This is a genomic window from Streptomyces sp. LN549, from assembly GCF_043203805.1.
Taxonomy (GTDB): Bacteria; Actinomycetota; Actinomycetes; order Streptomycetales; family Streptomycetaceae; genus Streptomyces.
The window spans coordinates 2,521,965-2,541,323 of sequence record NZ_JAZHRI010000002.1; the positions used below are offsets into that span (position 1 = coordinate 2,521,965).

Genomic DNA, 19,359 nt, shown 5'->3' on the forward strand with positions numbered 1-19,359 from the left:
GTGCCGCAGATGCCGGGCGTAGGCATGTCCAACAAGGGCACATGAGCTCCAATGGGAGGAGGCATCATGAAGCCATTGGACTCCGCGCCCCTGGACACGGAGAGCGGCAGGCCCGTCGAGTGCGGTGCGTCCGCGCCCTGGGCGGAAGGCGTGAGCCGGGAGAGGACGCGCCGGCCGGCCGGTGAGAACGCAGGGAACCCGAGGGGGATTGCGGAAGAAGACCCCAGGGAGCGGGTCAACCGTCGCTGGAACGAGATCCTGCAGGAGACGAGGGTCGCACAGACCGGTATCCAGATCCTCTTCGGCTTCCTGCTCAGCGTCGCATTCACTCAGAGATTCGAAAGGCTGGGCGACTTCGACCACCGTGTCTACGTCATCACTGTCGTCCTCGGTGCCGCCGCCATCGGAGCACTCATAGCGCCCGTCGCGCTGCACCGATTCCTTTCCGGCTCCCGGATGAAGGACGAAGTGGTAGCCGTTGCCGGCCGGTTCATGGTGTGCGGCATGGTCCTGCTCGCACTGACCATCGGCTGCACGCTCCTTCTTCTGCTGCACACCGTACTCACCGACCTTCTGGCGGAGATACTTGTCGGCACCGTCATGGCGTGGTTCGCCGCGGCCTGGTTCGTACTCCCGTTGATTCTCAAGATGCGCTCGGGCCGCCGCGTCGACTGAGTGATCGAGAAGCGGCTGCAGGGCTGCGGTCCGAGCCGGGCGGGGAAGGCTCAGGACACGAGCTGACACGGGCGGGCCGGCGGACTACTGAGGTTGGACGCGGCATGCCGTGCTGCTGATCAGGCAGGTCGGATGGTCAGGCCGGTTTCGGTCCGACGCAGGTCAAAGGCCCATTCCAAGGCAAAGCCGCTGGTAGCGGCAGACGAGTCGGGCTGTACGCCGGGTTCTGTCGCCCGGTCGCCTCGCGGCGGCCGGGGAGACGGCCATCCATCTAGGACCGGCATTGCTGCCGGTCTCGTGCGGTCTACCCGCGAACTCGGGCGGGCCGCCCTCGAACGTTCGCGCAGAGCCGTCTTGCGACGGCCCCTCTTGACCTTGCTCCGGGTGGGGTTTACCTAGCCGCCTGAGTCGCCTCAGGCGCTGGTGGTCTCTTACACCACCGTTTCACCCTTACCGGGGACCGAAGTCCCAGGCGGTCTGTTTTCTGTGGCACTGTCCCGCGGGTCACCCCGGGTGGCCGTTAGCCATCACCCTGCCCTGTGGAGCCCGGACGTTCCTCGGGAGGGTCCGAAGATCCTCACGCGGCCGTCCGCCCGGCTCGTCTGCCGTGGCGCCCATGCTACCCGCCCGCCCGGGGCTGCCCGACAGGGCGAGCGGGCGGCTCAGATGAACGCCCCGGTCTGCAGCTCGATCCCGAAGGGCTCCGGGAGGCGGATCGCCTTGCCGAACGGGACCGTGCAGTGCTGGCGGTAGTCGTCCCCCCGCGGGTCACTGAACAGCGTGACCGAGGACTCCTCGCGGTCGACCAGCAGGTAGAGGGGGACGGGGCCCCGCGCGTAGCAGTGCCGCTTGCCGGTGCGGTCGGCCGTCGGCTTGGACGAGGTGACCTCGACGACCAGGGCCACCCCCTCGCACGGCATCCAGGGGTCGGCTCCGCGGTACAGGCGCAGTTCGGTGGGGGCGAAGGTGCCGTCCGGGATGACGTGGTTCTTGGGGCACCCGCCGCCACTGCGCAGCTTCAGTCCCTTGTTGCCGGAGAACTGCATCTTGGTTCCGGAACGGGTGATCACCTGCTCAAGAATCAGGCCGATGTAGTCCTCATGATCCCCGTCCGGCGGCGGCGTCACTACGATCTCCCCCTCGATCAGCTCGGCCCGGAAGCCCTCCGGCGTGTCCAGCGCCAGGAAGCCCTCAAGCAGGACTTCCGCCTGCGAGAGCGCTTCGTGCGGCATGGCAGACATGTCACGCCCCTTCCTCGGTCGCTCGCCAGAGTGGGACATCGGGGAATCCGCCGTCCGTGAGATGGGAGTGGTTCCCTCGATCGTGGCACAGCGCGGCAGGCAGCTGTCAGAGGCGGACCGAGGCGAAGGCCGCGATCCCCGCCGTCCAGGCCGCCGCGACGTCGGAGTCCTTGGGGAAGCGGCCGTTGAGCTCCATCGTGACCATCCCGTGGGCGAAGGCCCAGGCCGCCCTGGCAAGCCCCTCGTCGCCGGCCAGGGCGCGGAAGAGCGGGGCGGCGGCGCGCTCCTCCAGGTCCTGCGGGAGGGGGTGGCCGGTGGTGAGGCGGTAGAGGTGGGGGTGGGCCAGGGCGTGGGCGCGGTAGGCGGTGGCCAGGGCGGGGAACGAACCCGGAGCCGCGGCCTCGGCCGCTTCGAGCACCCCGGCGGTCTCCCGGAGCATCGCGTCGGCCAGGGCGTTCACCACAGACGACTTGTCCGGGAAGTGCTTGTAGAGCGAGGGCGCCGTGATGCCCACGCGCCCGGCGAGACGGCGCATCGTGAGAGCCTCCGGGCCCTCCTGCTCCAGCAGGGTGCGTGCGGCGGCGAGGATCTGACGGGCGCGGTCGGTGGTGGCGGGCCGGGCTGCGAGATCGGTCATGACGATCCTCCTCTTCCTGCCGGCTCGGGGTGCGGAGCCGAAGGCGCGATCGTACGAGATGGGGACAGGTGCGGCAGGGACCAGGGGTGCGTGGCCCGGCGCCTTGGCCTTGCCGCAGCGTCAGAATTTCTACTGCTCGACCTCGCGGTCGGCGGTCAGCGGTCAGCGGTCAGCGGTCAGCGGTCAGCGGTCAGACGACGGTGACGGTGACGGTGACCGCGCCGCTGGGCTTCGTACCGCCGCTCGGCGCTCGCGGGCAGGCTGGTGCGGTCCGATTCCACGCGGATGATCCGCGCGCCGCGGTGGCCGCTCTCACGCAGGCGCGAACAGCACCTTCGCCGATCCCGGATCCGCCTGGGTGAGCCGGACCCGCAGCCGCTCCCCCAGGGGGAGTTCGGCGGTGCCGCCCTCGATGCGGGCGACGATCGCCGGGTCGTCGATGTGGACCGTGCCGGCGGTCGGCTCCTTCTCCTGCACGTCCACCACGTACCCGTCGAAGACCGCACCGACCCGGTCCTTCAACAGCGCCGCCTCGACGAGGTCGACGCACTCGCGCTCCACCGTGTTGGCGCGCCGGGTCCCGTCCGCCATCTCCTTGGGCAGGGCGGGCAGTGCGCTCAGGGCCCACTCGGGCGGATCGCGGTCCGCGGCGGCCGCGACGCACAGTTCGGCGGCGTACCGGTCGACGAGGCGGCGCAGCGGCGCGGTGCAGTGCGTGTAGAGCTCGGCGACCGCGGCGTGCACGGCGGGGGTGGGCAGGTCACCGTTCTCGAACACGGTGTAGCCGGCGCCGCGCAGCAGCGTGGTGCACTCCTGGAGGAACGCCGCGTGGTTGGTCCGCTTCGGGTCGAGCGAGCGGACGACCTGCGCGTACGGGACGTGGTGCGGCCAGTCGATGTGCAGGGCCTCGGCCGAGCGGCGCAGGCGGGCCACCGCACCGTCGGGGGCGACCGGGAGCGTACGCAGGATGCCGGTGCCGGACTCGGCCATCAGCCGGGCCGCTGCCATACCGGTGAGCAGCGAGATCTGGGCATTCCAGCCGTCGGCGGGGAGCGGGGCGCGGTATTCGAGGCCGTAGGTGCCGTCCCTCTCGATGATTTCCTGTTCGGGCACGTCGAGGGAGATGCCGCCGCGGGCGATCTCCTGTTCCTCTCGCAGTGTGCCGATGTCCTTGAGCAGGGCGAGGGACTCCTCGGCGGTGCCCGTGTCGATCCGGTGCTGCACGCCCGCGTAGTCGAGTTTGGCGCGGCTGCGTACGAGGGCGCGGCGCACCCGGGTGGCGACGGCGCGGCCCTCGGCGTCGAGGTCGATCTCCCAGAGCACGGCGGGGCGGGTCTCGCCCGGCAGCAGGCTGGCGGCGCTCTCGGAGAGCGTTTCAGGGTGGAGCGGCACCTTGCCGTCGGGGAAGTAGAGCGTGTTCACCCGGCGGTGGGCCTCGGTGTCGAGCGGGCCGCCGGGGCGGACGAAGGCGGCGACGTCGGCGATGGCGTAGTGCACGCGGTAGCCGTGGGCCCGGCGTTCCAGGTGCATCGCCTGGTCGAGGTCGGTGGAGGTGGGCGGGTCGATGGTGAGGAACGGCAGGTCCGTGGCGTCCTCGTGCCCGGAGATTTCGGGGTTCCGCGCCGCTTCGGCCGCCTCGGCAAGCACGTCGGGCGGGAAGCCGTCGGGGAGTCCGAGTCCGGTGCGCAGGTCGCGCAGGGCCGCCCGCAGCGGGCTGTCGGCTGCGCCGGTCATGTGGAGCTGGCGGCGGGGCATGGACCGAGCGTATGGCGGGGCGGGGCGGGCGGCATCCCGGGTGGCGGAGGGGGCGGGCGCCGGGTCCCCGTACGCTGGCGCGAGGGGTCTGTCCTGCATCCGGGCGGCGCCCGCGGGGATCCGTGCGCAGGCCGGGGGACCCCTTTTCCGTACGTACGAAGGAGAACCGCCGTGCTCGTGCTGTTGCCGCCCTCCGAAGGAAAGGCCGCCTCGGGGCGCGGAGCACCCCTGAAGCCCGAGTCGCTCTCACTGCCCGGTCTGGCCGGGGCGCGGGCCGCCGTGCTGGACGGGCTGGTTGAGCTGTGCGCGGCGGACGAGGAGAAGGCCCGCGTGGTGCTGGGGCTCAGCGAGGGGCTGCGCGGCGAGGTCGCGAAGAACGTGGAGCTGCGGACCGCGGGTGCGCGTCCGGCCGGGGAGCTCTACACCGGGGTGCTGTACGACGCACTGGACCTGGCGTCCCTGGACGCGGCAGCCCGCCGCCGGGCCGGGAAGTCGCTGCTGGTCTTCTCCGGGCTGTGGGGCGCGGTGCGGGTGGGCGACCGGATTCCGCCGTACCGCTGCTCGATGGGGGTGAAGCTGCCGGGGCTCGGCGCTCTCGGGGCGTTCTGGCGCGACCCGATGGCGGAGGCCATGCCGGAGGCGGCCGGGGACGGGCTGGTGCTGGACCTGCGGTCGTCCGCGTACGCGGCGGCGTGGAAGCCGAAGGGCGCGGTGGCGGAACGCACGGCCAGCGTGCGGGTGCTGCACTCCCAGCTGGTGGACGGGGTGGAGAAGCGGTCGGTGGTCAGCCACTTCAACAAGGCGACCAAGGGCCGGATGGTCCGCGATCTGCTGCTGGCGGGGGCCGGGCCGAAGGATCCGGCGGAGCTGGTGACGGTCCTGCGGGACCTGGGGTACGTGGTGGAGGCCCACGCCCCCGCGCGGTCCGGGCGGACGTGGGAGCTCGATGTGGTGGTGACGGAGATCCACTGACCCGGGCACGGGAGCACCACAGGGCGCGTTGCATCATGTGCAACGTTCGTTGCGTACGGTGCGGTGCAAGGGGCAGGATGAGGGCATGACCTCCTCCGTACTGGACCTTGCCCCCGTCGTGCCCGTCGTCGTGCTGGAGGACGCCGCCGACGCGGTGCCGCTCGCCCGGGCCCTGGTCGCGGGCGGGCTTCCGGCGATCGAGGTGACGCTGCGGACCGCCGCCGCCCTCGACGCGATCAAGGCGATCGCGGCGGAGGTTCCGGACGCGGTGGTGGGCGCCGGCACGGTGATCTCGGCGCGGAACGTCTCCGACACCGTGGCCGCGGGCGCCCGGTTCCTGGTGAGCCCCGGCTGGACGGACGCGCTGCTGGACGCGATGAAGGCGTCGGGGGTGCCGTTCCTGCCGGGTGTCTCGACGACGTCCGAAGTGGTCGCGCTGCTGGAGCGCGGGGTCACCGAGATGAAGTTCTTCCCGGCCGAGGCGGCGGGCGGCACGGCCTATCTGAAGGCCCTGTCCGCCCCGCTCCCCCAGGCCAGGTTCTGCCCGACCGGCGGCATCTCGCTCGCCTCGGCACCCTCCTACCTGGCCCTGCCGAACGTCGGCTGCGTGGGCGGCAGTTGGATGGTCCCCGGCGACGCGGTGGCGGCCCGGGACTGGTCCCGGGTGGAGCGGCTGGCCGCCGAGGCGGCTGCGCTGCGCGGCTGAGCGGAGGGCGCCGCCCCGGAGCCCGGCGCCGGTCGGCGGCAATCCGTCGCGATTCGTATGCATGCTCCCCGGCAGCCGGGGCACGACACCTTGTAGGTACGTGACCCGGACTCCGGGATCCCCGGGCTCCGGCAGGCAATCCCCCGGCCTGCCGGAGCCGCCCCGGCCCCATCGGCCTCCCCCCGGCCGATGGGGCCGAGTGCTGTCCGGGCGGGACCAGGGCGCTGCTAGCGGAGGTGGGACGTGTCGTTCAGCAGCCGTACGGAGGCGTTGCCGTCCGTGTAGTAGGCCACGGCCGACACGGACGCAGCCGAGAGCTCCATCCGGAACAGCGACTCCTGCGGTGCGCCGAGTGCCAGCCGGACGAGGGTCTTGATGGGGGTGACGTGCGTGACCACGAGGACCGTGCGGCCGGCGTAACGGGTGACGAGGCGGTCGCGGGAGGCGGCGACGCGGCGGGCCACCTGGGCGAAGCTCTCGCCACCCCCCGTGGGGGCCGCCTTCGCGGAGGCGAGCCAGGCGTCCAGATCAGCGCCGTACCGCTCCTTGACCTCGCCGAACGTCAGCCCCTCCCAGTCACCGAAGTCCGTCTCGCGCAGCCCTTCCTCGATCCCGACCTCCAGACCAAGCCGGGCCGCCACCGCGGCGGCCGTCTCGCGGCAGCGACGCAGCGGGGAGCTGACGATCTCCTGCACCGTCCCACGGGCGGCGAAGGCGTCGGCGGCCCGCTCGGCCTGCCCGCGGCCGACGGCGGAGAGCTCGGGATCGGTGCCGCCGCTGCCGGAGAACCGCTTCTCGGGGGTGAGGGCGGTCTCGCCGTGGCGGAGCAGCACGAAGGTGGCGGGCGCGCCGAGGTCCGGGGCGACGCCCCAGCCGACCTGCGGGGTCGTCGTGGCGGCGGGAGCGGGCCGGTTCAGCGCCGCCCTGGCCCTCGCCGCACCGGCCGCCGCGTCACCGGGCGGTCCGGAGACCGGCGGCAGGGCGTCGGCCACCGAGGACCTCGGGGTGTCGAGGTCCGCTGTCGAGGACGACGGCTCCCACTGCTTGCCGCGCTTGCCCGCATCCATCGCCTCGTTGGCGAGCCGGTCCGCGTGCTTGTTCTTCTCGCGCGGGATCCACTCGTAGGTGACGAGGGACGCCGGCAGGATGCGCGCCGCCTCGGCCGCGAGCGGCTTCATGTCGGGGTGCTTGATCTTCCAGCGGCCCGACATCTGTTCCACGACCAGTTTGGAGTCCATCCGGACGTGCACCCGCGGCCCGCCCTCGGCCGAAGCGTCCGGCACCAGCGCCTTCGCGGCCCGGAGACCGGCGATGAGGCCCTTGTACTCGGCGACGTTGTTCGTCGCGACGCCGATGTACTCGGCGGCCTCGGCCAGGGTCTCCCCCGTCGCCGGGTCGATGACGACCGCGCCGTAACCGGCGGGCCCCGGGTTGCCCCGGGAGCCGCCGTCGGCCTCGACGACGAACTGGCGCGGCTGCGTCATTACAGGCCCGAGTCCGCGGTGCGGACGAGGATGCGGTGGCAGTTCTCGCAGCGCAGCACCGTGTCGGGGGATGCGGCCTTCACGTCGTTGACCTCGGTGATGTTGAGCTCGAGACGGCAGCCCTCGCAGCGGCGCTGGTAGAGGCGGGCGGCGCCCACCCCGCCCTGCTGGGAGCGGAGCTTGTCGTACAGCTTGAGCAGGTCCGCGGGAACGGAACCGGCGACGACCTCGCGCTCCTTGGTGACCGTCGCGGCCTCCGTGTCGAGCTCCTGGGTCGCGGTGTCCCGGCGGGCGGTGGCGTCGTCGACCTTGGCCTGCACGGCGGCGACCCGGTCGGTCAGCTCGGTGACCCGCTCCTGCGCGGACTCGCGGCGCTCCATGACCTCGAGGACGACGTCCTCCAGGTCGCCCTGGCGCTTGGCGAGCGAGACGATCTCGCGCTGCAGGCTCTCCAGGTCCTTGGGCGAGGTGACCGCGCCGGAGTCCAGGCGCTGCTGGTCGCGGGCGGCGCGCTGGCGCACCTGGTCGACGTCGTGCTCCGCCTTGGTCTGCTCGCGGGCGGTGTCGCTCTCCTCGGTCGTCGAGGCGACGAGGAGGTCACGGAGCTGGGCGAGGTCGGCCGTGAGCGACTCGATCTCGGCGTGCTCGGGCAGGGAGTTGCGCCGGTGCGCAAGCTGGGAGAGACGCTGGTCGAGGGCCTGGACGTCGAGGAGTCGGATCTGGTCGGCGGGCGCGGCGTTCAGTTGGGGGCTCCAGAAGAGTGGTGGGTGGTCCAGGGGTCGGTGACCTGCTTCGAGACATGGACCCGCAGGTCCCATCCGTGGCGGTCGGAAATCGCGTCGAGCTGTGCGGCGGCCTGCTCGCACCACGGCCACTCGGTGGCCCAGTGTGCGGCATCGACCAGGCCGAGCGACGAGTACTGGACGGCCTCGGAGGCCGGGTGGTGGCGCAGGTCCGCGGTGAGGAAGGCGTCCACGCCCGCGGCGCGCACCGCGTCGAAGAGGCTGTCGCCCGATCCGCCGCTCACCGCGACGGTCCGCACGAGGGACTCCGGGTCGCCCGCGAGGCGGATGCCCTGCGCGGTGGCGGGCAGCCGGGCGGCGGCCCGGGCGGCGAACGCGCCGAGGGTCTCGGGGTGGTCGAGCACGCAGATCCGGCCGAGGCCGCGGCGGCCGGCGGGGTCCGTGGGGTCCGGTACGAGGGGCCGCTCGACCCGCAGGTCGAGGGCGCCGGCCAGGGCGTCGGAGACGCCGGGGTCCGCGGAGTCCGCGTTGGTGTGGGCCACGTGCAGCGCGATGTCGTGCTTGATGAGGGTGTGCACGACGCGGCCCTTGAAGGTGCCGGCCGCGACCGTCGTCGTACCGCGCAGATAGAGCGGGTGGTGGGTGACGATCAGCTGGGCGCCGAGCTTCAGCGCCTCGTCGGCGATCTCCTGTACGGGGTCGACGGCGAAGAGCACCCGGTCGACCTCGGCGTCCGGGTCACCGCAGACGGTGCCGACCGCATCCCATCCTTCGGCCCGCCCGGGCGGCCACAGGGCGTCGAGCTCGGCGATGACTTCAGACAGACGGGGCACGAAGGAAAGGCTACCTGGCCTCCGTGCCCCGCATCCCATGGCCGGTCGGACCCGTGGCATCGGGCCACCGGACGGTCATGAATCGTTACGTCCCGGGGCCGCGCAGTGAACAGCTGCGCGGCGCCACGGGCCCTGGGTCGGGTCGTTACTTGACGAGGTCCGCGCGCAGGTCGTCGAGGACCAGGTTCGCGGCTGTGACGCCCAGGCCGAGGTACCAGGTCTCGTCGGAGACGTTCTTCGCCCGGCCCTCCTTGACGGCCTTCAGGTTCTTCCACAGCGGGTTGGCCTGAGTGGTGTCGCGCTTGGTGGCCTTCACGTCGCCGTACACGCCGGTGAAGATCCAGTCGGCGTCCGCCTCGTCGATCTTCTCCGGGCTGATCTCCGCGGCCAGCTCGTTGATCTGCTGGTTCTCGGGCCGCGGCAGGCCGGCGTCGTCGAGGATGGTGCCGATGAAGGAGGCCTTGGCGTAGAGGCGGATCTTGTCCGGCAGGTAGCGGACCATGGAGATGGTCGGCTTCTTCGGGCCGATGTCCTCGCCGAGCTTCTTCGCGTTCGCCTCGTAGGCGCCGAGCGCCGACTTCGCCTTGGCTGTCCTGTCCAGCGCCGCGGCGTTGAGGAGGTAGTTCTCCTTCCAGGTGAAGCCCGGGCGGATGGAGAACACGGTCGGTGCGATCTTGGACAGCTCGTCGTACTTGTCCGCGGCGCGCAGCTGGCTGCCGAGGATGAGGTCGGGCTTGAGTCCGGCGATCGCCTCAAGGTTGAGGTTGTTGATCGTGCCGACGTTCTTGGGGTCGCCCGCGTCCTTCTTCAGGTACGACGGGATCGCCGCGTCGCCCTCGGACGGGGCGTAGCCCACCGGCTTCACACCCAGCGAGACCACGTTGTCGAACTCGCCGACGTCGAGCACGACGACCCGCTTCGGGGCCGCCTTGAGCTCGGTCTTGCCCATGGCGTGCGTGACGGTACGGGGGAACGTGCCCGCCGGGGCGTCGGTGCCGTACTCCGCGGTCTTCTTCGCCGCGTCGCCGAAGTCCTTGCCGCCCGTCGCGACCGCGGCCTTCTTGTCGGCACCGGCCTCGGACTTGCCCGAGGCGCCGGAGCCGCCGCCGTCGCCCCCGCAGGCCGAGAGGGACAGGGCGGCCACTACGGCCAGGCCGACTGCGGCGGTGCCGCGGCGACGAAGGGACATCACTTGCTCCAGTCGAGGGTCACACAGGTAACTCTTAGGAATGCCTAACCTTAGGCACCCCTCACCTCCATGAGCACAACCGCCCCCGCCTTCTCAGGCGAATCCGGGCATCGCCACCCTTATGTGTGAAGTGACGTGGCTCGTGTTGTTCGGCAGGGAGTGCGAAAACTAGCTTCGGTTGCCGGAGGTGATGAGTCGATGACTGTCTGTGCCATCGAGGGCGGGACCGCTGAGGCGGCCGGAACCGGCGAGACGGTGGAGCCGGGGTCCGACGACCCGGAGGGGGCCGACGAGGCGCCGGACCCGGCCGGGAGCACAGCGGCCCTGCCGGAGCCGCTGGAGCCGGTCGGATCGGTCGCGTCGGTTACGTCGGGGGACCCGCCGGCGCCGGTCGCATCGGGCGAGCGGCTGGAGCCGGTCCCCGGCGAAACGGTCCTGCCCGCGTTCACGCTCACTGCCGACGGCGCCTACGCGGCACGGCTCACGGCCGCCCGCGGCGACGCCACCGGGACGGAAACGGGCAGCCAGGCCGCCTGGTACGCGGAGCGCTGGACGCTGGACGGCCCCGAGCCGTATGCCGTGGCGCTCCCGCTGGACCAGCCGGAGGAGGCCGACTCGCAGGTGCTGCCGCTCGCCGACGGCCGGGTGCTGATCCGGCGCCGGGTCGCCGACCGGCACGCCTTCTCGCTGCTCTACCCGACCGGGCCCGGCACCGGCGAACTCCCGCTGGGCGCCGTCGAATGCGCCGAACTGACCCTGCTGCCGCCTTCTCCGGACGGCGTCAGCGCCTACGCCCTGTCGGCCGGCACGTACTCCACCGGGCTCTGGCTGGTGGCGGGCGGCGCGTTCGGACCCGAACACATCGCGGACCTGCCGGGGCGCTGTTCCGGTGGGGTCTGGCTGGACCGGGCGGGCCGACTGCTGGCCCTGGACCGGGAACCGGCGGGCGGCGGTCCGGTGAAGGCGGTCGCGGTGGACCTCGGGCGCGGCGCCGAGATGACCCCGCTGCTCCAGATCGCACCGGACAGCAACGACCGGCTGCTGCTCGCCGATCCCGACAGCGGTCTGCTGCTGATCCGGTCCGACGCGCCGGGGCACGAGCGGCTCGGCTGGGGCGTACTGGGCAGCTGCCTGCCGGTGCGCTTCCCGGAGTGCCTGCGTCTGCCGGATGTCGCCGTGACGCCGTTCGCGGTGCAGCCGGGGCAGATGCTGATGCCGGAGAGCTGCGCGGTGGCCCTGCGGATCGACGGGGCCGCGGGCAGCTGGGCCGGGATCTGGCGCCCGTCGGGCCGTCGGCTGCACCACCTCGCCACGCCCGAGGGCTGGCTGGCCGGCAGCGGGGTCTGGTCGCGCGACGGCGTGCTCAAACTGCCGTACGCGAACGGGGACACGGCCTGCGCGGTGGCGCTCCTGACGGCCCCCGCCGACGTGCAGCCGACCGGGCATACGGCCCCGGCGGCCTGCACGGAAAGCGGTATGCAACCCTCCGCCGCCGTGGCGCCTCCTCCTGTGTGCAGACCCGTTCCACTGGGGCAGGCGCCTCTCGTGGGGCGTACGGCACCTGACTAGAGTTGGGCCGGGGATCTCACTCAATCGCGCACCGCGGTCGCCGACGGTGACCGTTCCCGGGCGGTGGTGCGAGGGCCCCGGAGACCAACACGCAAGCGATCACAACGGGGTGACTTCCCAGATGTCTGAGGCGCGATCCGACACGACCCAGACGCGTCCGCCGGGGGCGGACGCGCAACGGGCCGAAGCCGGTGGCTCCGGAAAGCACCGAGGGGGTGTGGCGACGGACGACACGGCAGCACGACCGCACGGCCGCCACCGCCGCCCCTCCGAAGGTGGCAGCAGGGCGGCCTGACCGCCGCCCAGGAAAACCAACGAGGGATACGAGGGAGGGGAGGGCCCCCGCAGCCGGCCGGCTGCGGGGGCCCTCCTCTGTCCCCGTACGAGGCGGGTTCAGCCGCGCTTGAGGCCGAGTACCTCCGCCGCCGCGAACGTCTCGTTCGGCGGCCGGTCCGCGTAGTACGGGGAGATCAGCTCGTCCAGCTCGTCGAAGGAGAACGTCTCCTTCGACGAGTCGAACTTCGCCGCCACCCTGGGACGTTCGACGATCGCGACCATTCCGCCGTGCACCACGAGCAGTTGCCCGTTGACCCTGGCGGCCGCCGGGGAGGCCAGATAGCCGACGAGCGGGGAGACGTGCTCGGGTGCGAGCGCGTCGAGCCGCCCGTCCTGCGGTTCCTGGAAGCCCGCGAAGACGTCCTCGGTCATCCGGGTCCGGGCGCGCGGGCAGATGGCGTTGGCGGTGACGCCGTACTTGGCGAGGGCCAGCGCGGTGGAGGTGGTCAGCCCGACGATGCCGCCCTTGGCCGCCGCGTAGTTGGGCTGGCCCGCCGAACCGGCCAGGAACGCCTCCGAGGAGGTGTTGACGATCCGGCCGTAGACCGGGCCGCCGGACTCCTTGGACCTCGACCGCCAGTGGGCCGCGGCGAAGTGCGTGGTGTTGAAGTGGCCCTTGAGGTGCACCCGCATGACCGAGTCCCACTCGTCCTCGGTCATCGAGAAGATCATCCGGTCGCGCAGGATGCCGGCGTTGTTGACCAGGATGTCGAGCTTGCCGTAGGTGCTGACGGCGAGCCCGACCAGCGCGCGGGCCTGCTCGTGGTCGGAGACGTCGCCGAGGTGGGCGACCGCCCGGCCGCCGGCCGCGCGGATCTCCTCGGCGACCTCCTCGGCCGGCGTGGCCGACGCCTCGCCCGAGCCGTCGCGGCCGGGCTGCCCGTAGTCGTTGACGACGACGGCCGCGCCGAGCCGCGCCAGTTCCAGCGCTTCGGCCCGTCCCAGGCCGCGGCCTGCACCGGTGACGATCGCGGACAGTCCGTCCAGGGGAAGTGACATCGGTTCTCGGGGTCCTCTCGGGAGGGGGCGGGCGGTGAGGTCGTCAGAGTTCGATGCAGGTGCGCAGCGACTCGCCGGTCCTCATCTGGTCGAGGGCGTCGTTGATGCCGTCGAGCCGCACCCGGTGAGTGATCATCGATTCGAGGTCGATGCGGCCGGCCCGCCAGAGCGCGATGGCCCGCTCGTAGGACCGGAGCACGTCCCCGCCTCCGTACATGGAGGGCAGGATCCGCTTCTCGTCGAAGAACAGCTCGAACATGTTGACCTGGAAGTTGTCGTCCATGGCGCCCGCGCCGACGATGCAGAGGGTGCCGCCGCGCCGGGTGTTCTCGTACGCGGTGCGGGCCGTGGCGGACTTGCCGACGACCTCGAAGACGTAGTCGAAGCCCTCGCCCGCGGTGATCCGCTGCTTGGCGTCGGCGAACTCGTCGGGCGAGACGGCCTCGGTCGCGCCGAACCGCAGCGCCGCCTCGCGCCGGGAGGCCACCGGGTCCACGGCGACGATCTGGGCGGCGCCCTGCACCCGGGCACCCTGGACGGTGGAGATGCCCACACCGCCGCAGCCGATCACGGCGACCGACGAACCGGCCTCCACCTGCGCGGTGTTGATGGCGGCGCCGAGGCCGGTGGTGACCCCGCAGCCGATCAGCGCGGCGATCTCGAACGGCACGTCGTCGGGGATCGGCACCGCGCAACCCGCGCCGACGACGACCTCCTCGGTGAAGGTGCCGGTCCCGGCGAACCCGAACACATCGCCGTCCGGGCGCTTGAAGTTGGGGGTGCCCGCGTTCATGAAACCGGCCAGGCAGAGGTGGGTCTGGCCGCGCTTGCAGGCCGGACAGGTGCCGCAGGCCGGCAGCCAGCAGACCAGCACCCGGTCCCCCGCGCTCAGCCCGGTCACCCCGTCGCCGACGTCGATGACCTCGCCGGCGCCCTCGTGGCCGGGGATGAAGGGGGCGGGCTGCGGCAGTACCCCGCTCATCGCGGAGATGTCGGAATGGCACAGCCCGGTGGCCCGGACGCGAAGCCTGACCTTTCCGGGGCCGAAGCCCACCGCCTCGACGTCGTCGAGTACTTCGAGTTTGTCCTGGCCTATCTCGTGCAGTACGGCTGCGCGCATGGTGCGGCTCCCCTCACGGGCCTGCGGTGCTTGTGGAGTGGGTTCGGATTCGGGTTCAGGAGTGCTCGACGAAGGTGTCGCCGAGGACCGTGGCGTTGTCCCGTTCCACGGCCTTCACCTCGACCCGCACCTCGTTCTGGGTGGTCCACATCTCGATGCGGAGGGTCTCGCCGGGGAAGACGACCCCGGTGAACCGGGTGCGGTAGGAGCGGATACGGGTCGCGTCACCGCCGAGCACCGTGTCGGTGACGGCCTTGAGCGTCATGCCGTAGGTGCACAGCCCGTGCAGGATCGGCCGGTCGAAGCCGGCCTTCGCGGCGAAGTCCGGGTCGGCGTGGAGCGGGTTCCAGTCCCCGGAGAGGCGGTACAGCAGCGCCTGGTCGGGGCGGACCGGCCGTTCCACGACGCGGTCGGGGGCGATGGCGGGACAGGCCGTCCGCTCGGACGGGCCGCGCTCGCCACCGAATCCGCCCTCGCCGCGCACGAAGATCTGGGAGTCGCTGGTCCACAGCGGGCCGTCGTCGTCGGCGGCCTCGGTACGCAGCACCAGCACGGCCGCCTTGACCTTGTCGTACACCGCGGCAACCTTCGACGTCGTCACGGCGCCGCCCTTCGCCGGGACAGGCCGGTGCACCCGGATGCTCTGCCCGCCGTGCAGGACGGCCGCGAGGTCGACGTCGACCCCGGGCGAGGAGAGGCCGCCGGCCATGGCCGTACCCGCGCCCGCGACCGTGGCGAAGGAGGGCAGCACCTGGAGCCGGGACTCCAGCGTGTAGCGCAGCTCGCCGGGGTCGACGGCGGGGTCCGCCAGGTCGGGGCGGGCGCCTGCGCCGATCCCGAGGTGGTAGAGCTGGACGTCCTTGTGGTCCCAGCTGATCCGGCTGGTCCGGGGTTCGGCAGCGAGAGCTTTTTCGGCATCAATGGGCATGGGGAAGCTGCTCCTCGACGGTGAAAGACCTCGGTGCGGCCGTCCGCACCGTCGGCCGCACCGAGGTCGTGCGGGGACCGGAGACCACGCCCGTTCTAGAACGCGTTCTAGCCGGTTGGCCCTATGTATAACGCAGCACACAGCACTTGGGAAGACTGCTGACGTCCCGTCAGATCTACTTTCCCGGAGCCCTTTCCCTCGGCCACGGGCGATGACATTTGTCATCGCCGAGTCCCTACATACCCCTCTGCCGCGACGGGTTCCGGCTCCGTAGCGTCGTATGCATGACGCAGACAACGGGGAACGGAGCCGCGGTGGTCCTCACCGGGGCGGTGAAGACCTTCGGCAGACCCGGACAGCGGGTGCGGGCCGTGGACGGGATCGGACTGACCGTCGAGCGGGGCGAGACCGTCGCCCTGCTCGGGCGCAACGGCGCGGGCAAGTCCACCGCGATCAGCCTGCTGCTCGGGCTGAACGAGCCGGACGCCGGCAGCGTGCGCGTGCTGGGCCGCACCCCCGAACAGGCCGTACGGGCGGGCCTGGTCGGGGCCATGCTCCAGGACGGGCGCCCCATCCAGCGGGTCACCGTCCGCGAACTGATCACGTTCGTCGCCTCCACCTACCCGAGGCCGCTGCCGGTCGCCGAGGCGCTGGACCTGGCGGGTGTCGCCGAGTACGCCAACCGGCGGATCGACAAGCTCTCCGGCGGCCAGATCCAGCGGGTCCGGTTCGCCGTGGCGCTGGCCGGAAATCCGGAACTGATCGTGCTGGACGAGCCGACCGCCGCCCTTGACGTGGAGGGGCGGCACGCGTTCTGGCAGTCCATGCGGGCCTATGCCCGGCGCGGCAACACCGTGCTCTTCTCCACCCACTATCTGGAGGAGGCCGACGAGAACGCCGACCGGATCGTCGTCATCGACCGCGGCCGGATCGTCGCGGACGGCAGCGGCGAGGCCATCAAGGCCGCGGCCGGCCACAGCCAGGTCTCCTTCGACCTGGGGGGCCGGTCCACCGAGGGCCTGGAGCTGCTGCCCGGTGTCGTGACCGTCGAGGTGACCGGCGACCGGGCGGTGCTGCACACCGACGACTCGGACACCACCGTCGTGGAGCTCGCCCGGCTCGGCATGGTCCGGGGCCTCCAGGTGTCCGTGGCCACGCTGGAGGCCGCTTTCCTCTCCCTCACCGCGCCGGCCGCCGGCGCCTCCCGGCCCGCGAAGGAGTCCGTCTGATGTACCAGTACATCGTGCTCGAAATCCGACGCACCCTGCGCGACGGCACCTTCCTGATCTTCGGCACCGGAATGCCGGTGATGATGTACCTGATCTTCACGAACATCGGCGGCGGTGACGGAGTCGACGGCTGGAAGACCGCCTCGATGGTCGGCATGGCCGCGTACGGCGCGCTGGGCTCCGCCATGTCGATCGGCACGGGCGTCGCCTCCGACAAGTCACTGGGCTGGCTCCAGCAGTTGCGGATCACCCCGCTCTCCCCCACGCACGCCGTCGTGGGCCGGGCGATCAGCGGTTCGGTGACCGTGCTGCCGACGATCCTGACGGTGCTGCTGGCCGGCGGTCTGGTCAACGGGGTACGGATGGCGGCCTGGCAGTGGGCCGTGCTGGTGCTGCTGCTGTGGGCCGGCGCCCTTCCCTTCACCCTGCTCGGAATCGGCAACGGCTACCGGCTCACGCCCCAGGGCACCGGAGTCGTCAACGTCGCCTGTCTGATGGCCTTCGGCGTCGTCGGCGGGCTGTGGTTCCCGCTGGAGCTCCTGCCCGGGTGGCTGCGCTCCCTCGGCAGGTTCACCCCCGCCAACCGGTTCGCCGACCTGGGATGGGCCACCACCGAAGGCCACGCACCCGGCGTCACCACCCTCGCCGTGCTCTGTGCGTGGCTGTTGCTGTTCGGTACGTACGCCGTGATCTCGTACCGTCGGTCCGCAAGGACCGTGTGACGGGAGTGAACATGCCAGGAAACGGAAGGCAAGCACGGAAGGAACGGCGCCGGCTCCGGAACGAGGGGCGCCGCCCCGGCCCGCCGGGACCGTACGCCCTGCTGCCCTGGCTGCTGATGGGCCTGGGCTCCTTCTCCAACCTGTTCCAGGGCGAGACCCCCAACCCGTGGATCGGCGGCCTCGGGCTGCTCGCCTTCAACTCCCTCTACATCTCGGTGGTGTTCCGCGGCTTCGTCAAGGAGAAGCGCGAGAGCCCGGTGTCGTACGTCCTGCTGGGCGCGATGGCCGCCATCACCTTCGGACTGGCGATCGGATACGGCGGCAGCTGGCTGCTCTTCTTCCCGCTGCTCTCGCTGGCGTGCGGCACCATCCTGCGCCACCGCTGGCTCGCCGCCGGGCTGCTCGGCCTCGCCGTGGCGGCCTGCCTGATCGCGGTGTGGCGCGACGACAGCACGTCGACACCGTGGACCCTGGGTTACGGGACGTTCATCTCGGGTGCGGTGACGGCCGCGATCCTCACGCTCTCGGAGACGGTGATGGAACTGCGCGCCACCCGGCAGGAACTGGCCCGTACCGCCGTCGAGAAGGAGCGGCTGCGCTTCTCCCGCGACCTGCACGACCTGCTGGGCCACACGCTCTCGGTGATCGTCGTCAAGTCGGAGGCGGCGCGCAGGCTCGCGCCGCATGACGTCGACGCCGCGCTCCTCCAGGTCGCCGACATCGAGTCCGTCGGCCGGCAGGCGCTCACCGAGATCCGCGAGGCGGTCACCGGCTACCGCGAGGGCAGCCTGGCCACCGAGCTCGACCGGGCCAGATCCGCGCTGACCGCCACCGGAATCCAACCGTCCGTCCGCCGCTCGGGCCCTCCGCTCGCACCCCAGACGGAGGCGTTGCTGGGCTGGGTGGTGCGGGAGTCCGTCACCAACATCGTCCGCCACTCCACCGCGACCACCTGCGCGTTCGTCGTCGAGGGCACCCCCGACCGGGTCCGCCTGACAGTCACCGACGACGGCCGGACCCCGGCGGCCCCGCCCACCCCGGGCATCGGCGGCACCGGCCTCAAGGGCCTCACCGAACGCCTCGCCACGGCCGGCGGCTCACTGGAGGCGGGCCCGGCACCGGCCGGCGGCTTCGTGGTCACGGCGGAACTCCCGGCGGACGCGCCACAGGGAACGGACGGCGAAACGGCCGTGGCACCGTAAGGGACCGGCCGGGACGAGTCAGGTCCGGGTGCCGAAGACGATCCTGGACGCGCGCCCAGGCACGGGACCGCCCCGCGGAGCCGACGGCAGGACGTCGACGAGGGCACCGTGGACCGCGGCGATATCACCCGGGCCGTAGTCCCTGATGTCCTGGGTCGCCCGAAGCAGCAACGCACCCCCTGCAACTTCCTCGGCCCGGAAGAATGCCTCCTGGACGCGGGGGTCGTTCGGTCCGCCGAGCTGTCGGCCCACATCCGGCGAACAGACGGTCACCCACGAATAGCCCCGCAGGAGGCGGTCCATCACCGGCAGGGTCTCGTCGTGGAAGAGCCCCGACTGATCCTCCAGCTCCGTACGGAACGTCACACCGTCGCCGTCGTCGGAGAGCGACCCGAACAACGGGGTGGTGCCGGCGTCCAGGCGGCGTCCGAGGAAGTCGAGCCACAACTCCTGTGCAGCCGCACCCGATACCGGATCCGCGAAGACCCGGCTGTCCCGACGGACCGTCATGGTGATCCACTCCGGCACCTCCACCTCACGGCGCAGGCTCACGGTCATCCACCTGTTGCCGGGAAATCCCTGACCGTCCAGGATCGACGCACGGATCTCCACGAAGGCAGGCACCTCGCGCAGGTCATTCAGGAGATCGGCCCATGTCTTCTTCGTCCAGGGCTGCACCTTCATGCGCGATTCGAATTCCACATACTTCGAAATCGTCACCCACAGTTCGCCGGGCTCGCCGTAGCGGACTCCTGCCTGCCGGAGAACACCGGCCCGCCCCTTCAGGTCCAGCCCGCAGGATAGGGGATCCAGTTCCTGCGTGGAAAGCGAAGCAAATGCATCGACGATCCACGCTTCGGCAACGGAACCGAACTCCTCGGAATCTTCCGGTACGCGTGAAGAAAGCATCAGCATGATCGAGTCGTTCAATGCAACACGCATAGCGGAACCGTCTTCCTTCACTGCGTCGAGGCGCCGACGATATCGCCCCGAGTGCGGTGCGTCGACCTAGCCCATGG

Annotated in this window: 18 protein-coding genes and 1 other RNA gene; 7 read left to right on the plus strand and 12 right to left on the minus strand. The window is 71.6% G+C overall.

Annotated elements, in window-relative coordinates; genetic code table 11:
- The first annotated feature begins 66 nt into the window (after nt 1-66).
- A complete protein-coding gene (locus tag SH922_RS11135; protein WP_393057455.1) occupies nt 67-675 on the plus strand; it encodes a DUF6328 family protein in 609 nt (202 codons plus the stop codon).
- Nucleotides 676-874: 199 nt separating this feature from the next.
- On the opposite strand, the gene rnpB is transcribed toward SH922_RS11135, so the two are convergent.
- The 4 genes from rnpB to SH922_RS11155 form a co-directional block, all read right to left on the minus strand.
- Nucleotides 875-1,276: RNase P RNA component class A (gene rnpB, locus SH922_RS11140), an RNA gene on the minus strand.
- 61 nt (nt 1,277-1,337) lie between these two features.
- Nucleotides 1,338-1,907, minus strand: a complete 570-nt coding sequence (locus tag SH922_RS11145) for a Uma2 family endonuclease (protein ID WP_393063524.1) — start codon at nt 1,905-1,907, stop codon at nt 1,338-1,340.
- A 115-nt stretch (nt 1,908-2,022) separates the two neighbouring features.
- Nucleotides 2,023-2,553 carry a TetR/AcrR family transcriptional regulator gene (locus SH922_RS11150; RefSeq protein ID WP_393057457.1) on the minus strand — a complete coding sequence of 177 codons (531 nt, stop codon included), beginning with the start codon at nt 2,551-2,553 and terminating at the stop codon, nt 2,023-2,025.
- Between the two features lie 312 nt (nt 2,554-2,865).
- On the minus strand, nt 2,866-4,287 hold the full coding sequence (locus tag SH922_RS11155) for an RNB domain-containing ribonuclease (RefSeq protein ID WP_393063525.1): 1,422 nt from the start codon (nt 4,285-4,287) through the stop codon (nt 2,866-2,868).
- A gap of 192 nt (nt 4,288-4,479) precedes the next feature.
- On the opposite strand from SH922_RS11155, the gene yaaA reads away from it, so the two are divergent.
- On the plus strand, nt 4,480-5,280 hold the full coding sequence (gene yaaA, locus SH922_RS11160; protein ID WP_393057459.1) for a peroxide stress protein YaaA: 801 nt from the start codon (nt 4,480-4,482) through the stop codon (nt 5,278-5,280).
- An 85-nt stretch (nt 5,281-5,365) separates the two neighbouring features.
- Complete coding sequence (gene eda, locus SH922_RS11165) at nt 5,366-5,986, plus strand: bifunctional 4-hydroxy-2-oxoglutarate aldolase/2-dehydro-3-deoxy-phosphogluconate aldolase (RefSeq protein ID WP_393057461.1); 621 nt, start codon at nt 5,366-5,368, stop codon at nt 5,984-5,986.
- A 227-nt stretch (nt 5,987-6,213) separates the two neighbouring features.
- Here eda and SH922_RS11170 read toward each other — a convergent pair whose 3' ends face one another.
- The 4 genes from SH922_RS11170 to SH922_RS11185 form a co-directional block, all read right to left on the minus strand.
- Nucleotides 6,214-7,470 (minus strand): bifunctional RNase H/acid phosphatase, encoded by a 1,257-nt coding sequence (locus SH922_RS11170; RefSeq protein ID WP_393057463.1) that lies wholly within the window; start codon nt 7,468-7,470, stop codon nt 6,214-6,216.
- Nucleotides 7,470-8,213 (minus strand): zinc ribbon domain-containing protein, encoded by a 744-nt coding sequence (locus SH922_RS11175; RefSeq protein ID WP_393063526.1) that lies wholly within the window; start codon nt 8,211-8,213, stop codon nt 7,470-7,472. Before SH922_RS11175 ends, SH922_RS11170 begins: the two co-directional genes overlap by 1 nt.
- Complete coding sequence (locus SH922_RS11180) at nt 8,210-9,046, minus strand: Nif3-like dinuclear metal center hexameric protein (RefSeq protein ID WP_393057465.1); 837 nt, start codon at nt 9,044-9,046, stop codon at nt 8,210-8,212. Before SH922_RS11180 ends, SH922_RS11175 begins: the two co-directional genes overlap by 4 nt.
- A gap of 145 nt (nt 9,047-9,191) precedes the next feature.
- A complete protein-coding gene (locus SH922_RS11185) occupies nt 9,192-10,235 on the minus strand; it encodes an ABC transporter substrate-binding protein (protein WP_393057467.1) in 1,044 nt (347 codons plus the stop codon).
- A 198-nt stretch (nt 10,236-10,433) separates the two neighbouring features.
- Here SH922_RS11185 and SH922_RS11190 point away from each other — a divergent pair, with 198 nt between their 5' ends.
- Nucleotides 10,434-11,804 carry a hypothetical protein gene (locus SH922_RS11190; RefSeq protein WP_393057469.1) on the plus strand — a complete coding sequence of 457 codons (1,371 nt, stop codon included), beginning with the start codon at nt 10,434-10,436 and terminating at the stop codon, nt 11,802-11,804.
- A 393-nt stretch (nt 11,805-12,197) separates the two neighbouring features.
- On the opposite strand, the gene SH922_RS11195 is transcribed toward SH922_RS11190, so the two are convergent.
- From SH922_RS11195 to SH922_RS11205, 3 genes are read right to left on the minus strand one after another with little or no spacing between them, the layout of a single operon-like run.
- The gene (locus tag SH922_RS11195) at nt 12,198-13,139 is read right to left on the minus strand and encodes a 3-oxoacyl-ACP reductase (RefSeq protein WP_393057471.1); all 942 of its coding nucleotides are present in this window, start codon (nt 13,137-13,139) and stop codon (nt 12,198-12,200) included.
- A 43-nt stretch (nt 13,140-13,182) separates the two neighbouring features.
- Nucleotides 13,183-14,259, minus strand: coding sequence for a Zn-dependent alcohol dehydrogenase (locus tag SH922_RS11200; RefSeq protein ID WP_393057473.1), 1,077 nt, complete (start codon nt 14,257-14,259; stop codon nt 13,183-13,185).
- Nucleotides 14,260-14,314: 55 nt separating this feature from the next.
- Nucleotides 14,315-15,187 (minus strand): MaoC/PaaZ C-terminal domain-containing protein, encoded by an 873-nt coding sequence (locus SH922_RS11205; protein ID WP_393057475.1) that lies wholly within the window; start codon nt 15,185-15,187, stop codon nt 14,315-14,317.
- Between the two features lie 284 nt (nt 15,188-15,471).
- Between SH922_RS11205 and SH922_RS11210 the strand changes: the two genes are divergently transcribed.
- The 3 genes from SH922_RS11210 to SH922_RS11220 are packed head-to-tail and all read left to right on the plus strand — an operon-like array spanning nt 15,472 to nt 18,340.
- Complete coding sequence (locus SH922_RS11210) at nt 15,472-16,416, plus strand: ABC transporter ATP-binding protein (protein ID WP_393057477.1); 945 nt, start codon at nt 15,472-15,474, stop codon at nt 16,414-16,416.
- Nucleotides 16,416-17,138 carry an ABC transporter permease gene (locus SH922_RS11215; RefSeq protein ID WP_393057479.1) on the plus strand — a complete coding sequence of 241 codons (723 nt, stop codon included), beginning with the start codon at nt 16,416-16,418 and terminating at the stop codon, nt 17,136-17,138. Before SH922_RS11210 ends, SH922_RS11215 begins: the two co-directional genes overlap by 1 nt.
- 11 nt (nt 17,139-17,149) lie before the next feature.
- The gene (locus tag SH922_RS11220) at nt 17,150-18,340 is read left to right on the plus strand and encodes a sensor histidine kinase (protein WP_393057481.1); all 1,191 of its coding nucleotides are present in this window, start codon (nt 17,150-17,152) and stop codon (nt 18,338-18,340) included.
- Between the two features lie 18 nt (nt 18,341-18,358).
- Here the strand turns inward: SH922_RS11220 and SH922_RS11225 are convergent, their stop codons facing one another.
- On the minus strand, nt 18,359-19,303 hold the full coding sequence (locus SH922_RS11225; RefSeq protein ID WP_393057483.1) for a hypothetical protein: 945 nt from the start codon (nt 19,301-19,303) through the stop codon (nt 18,359-18,361).
- Nucleotides 19,304-19,359 lie beyond the last annotated feature (56 nt).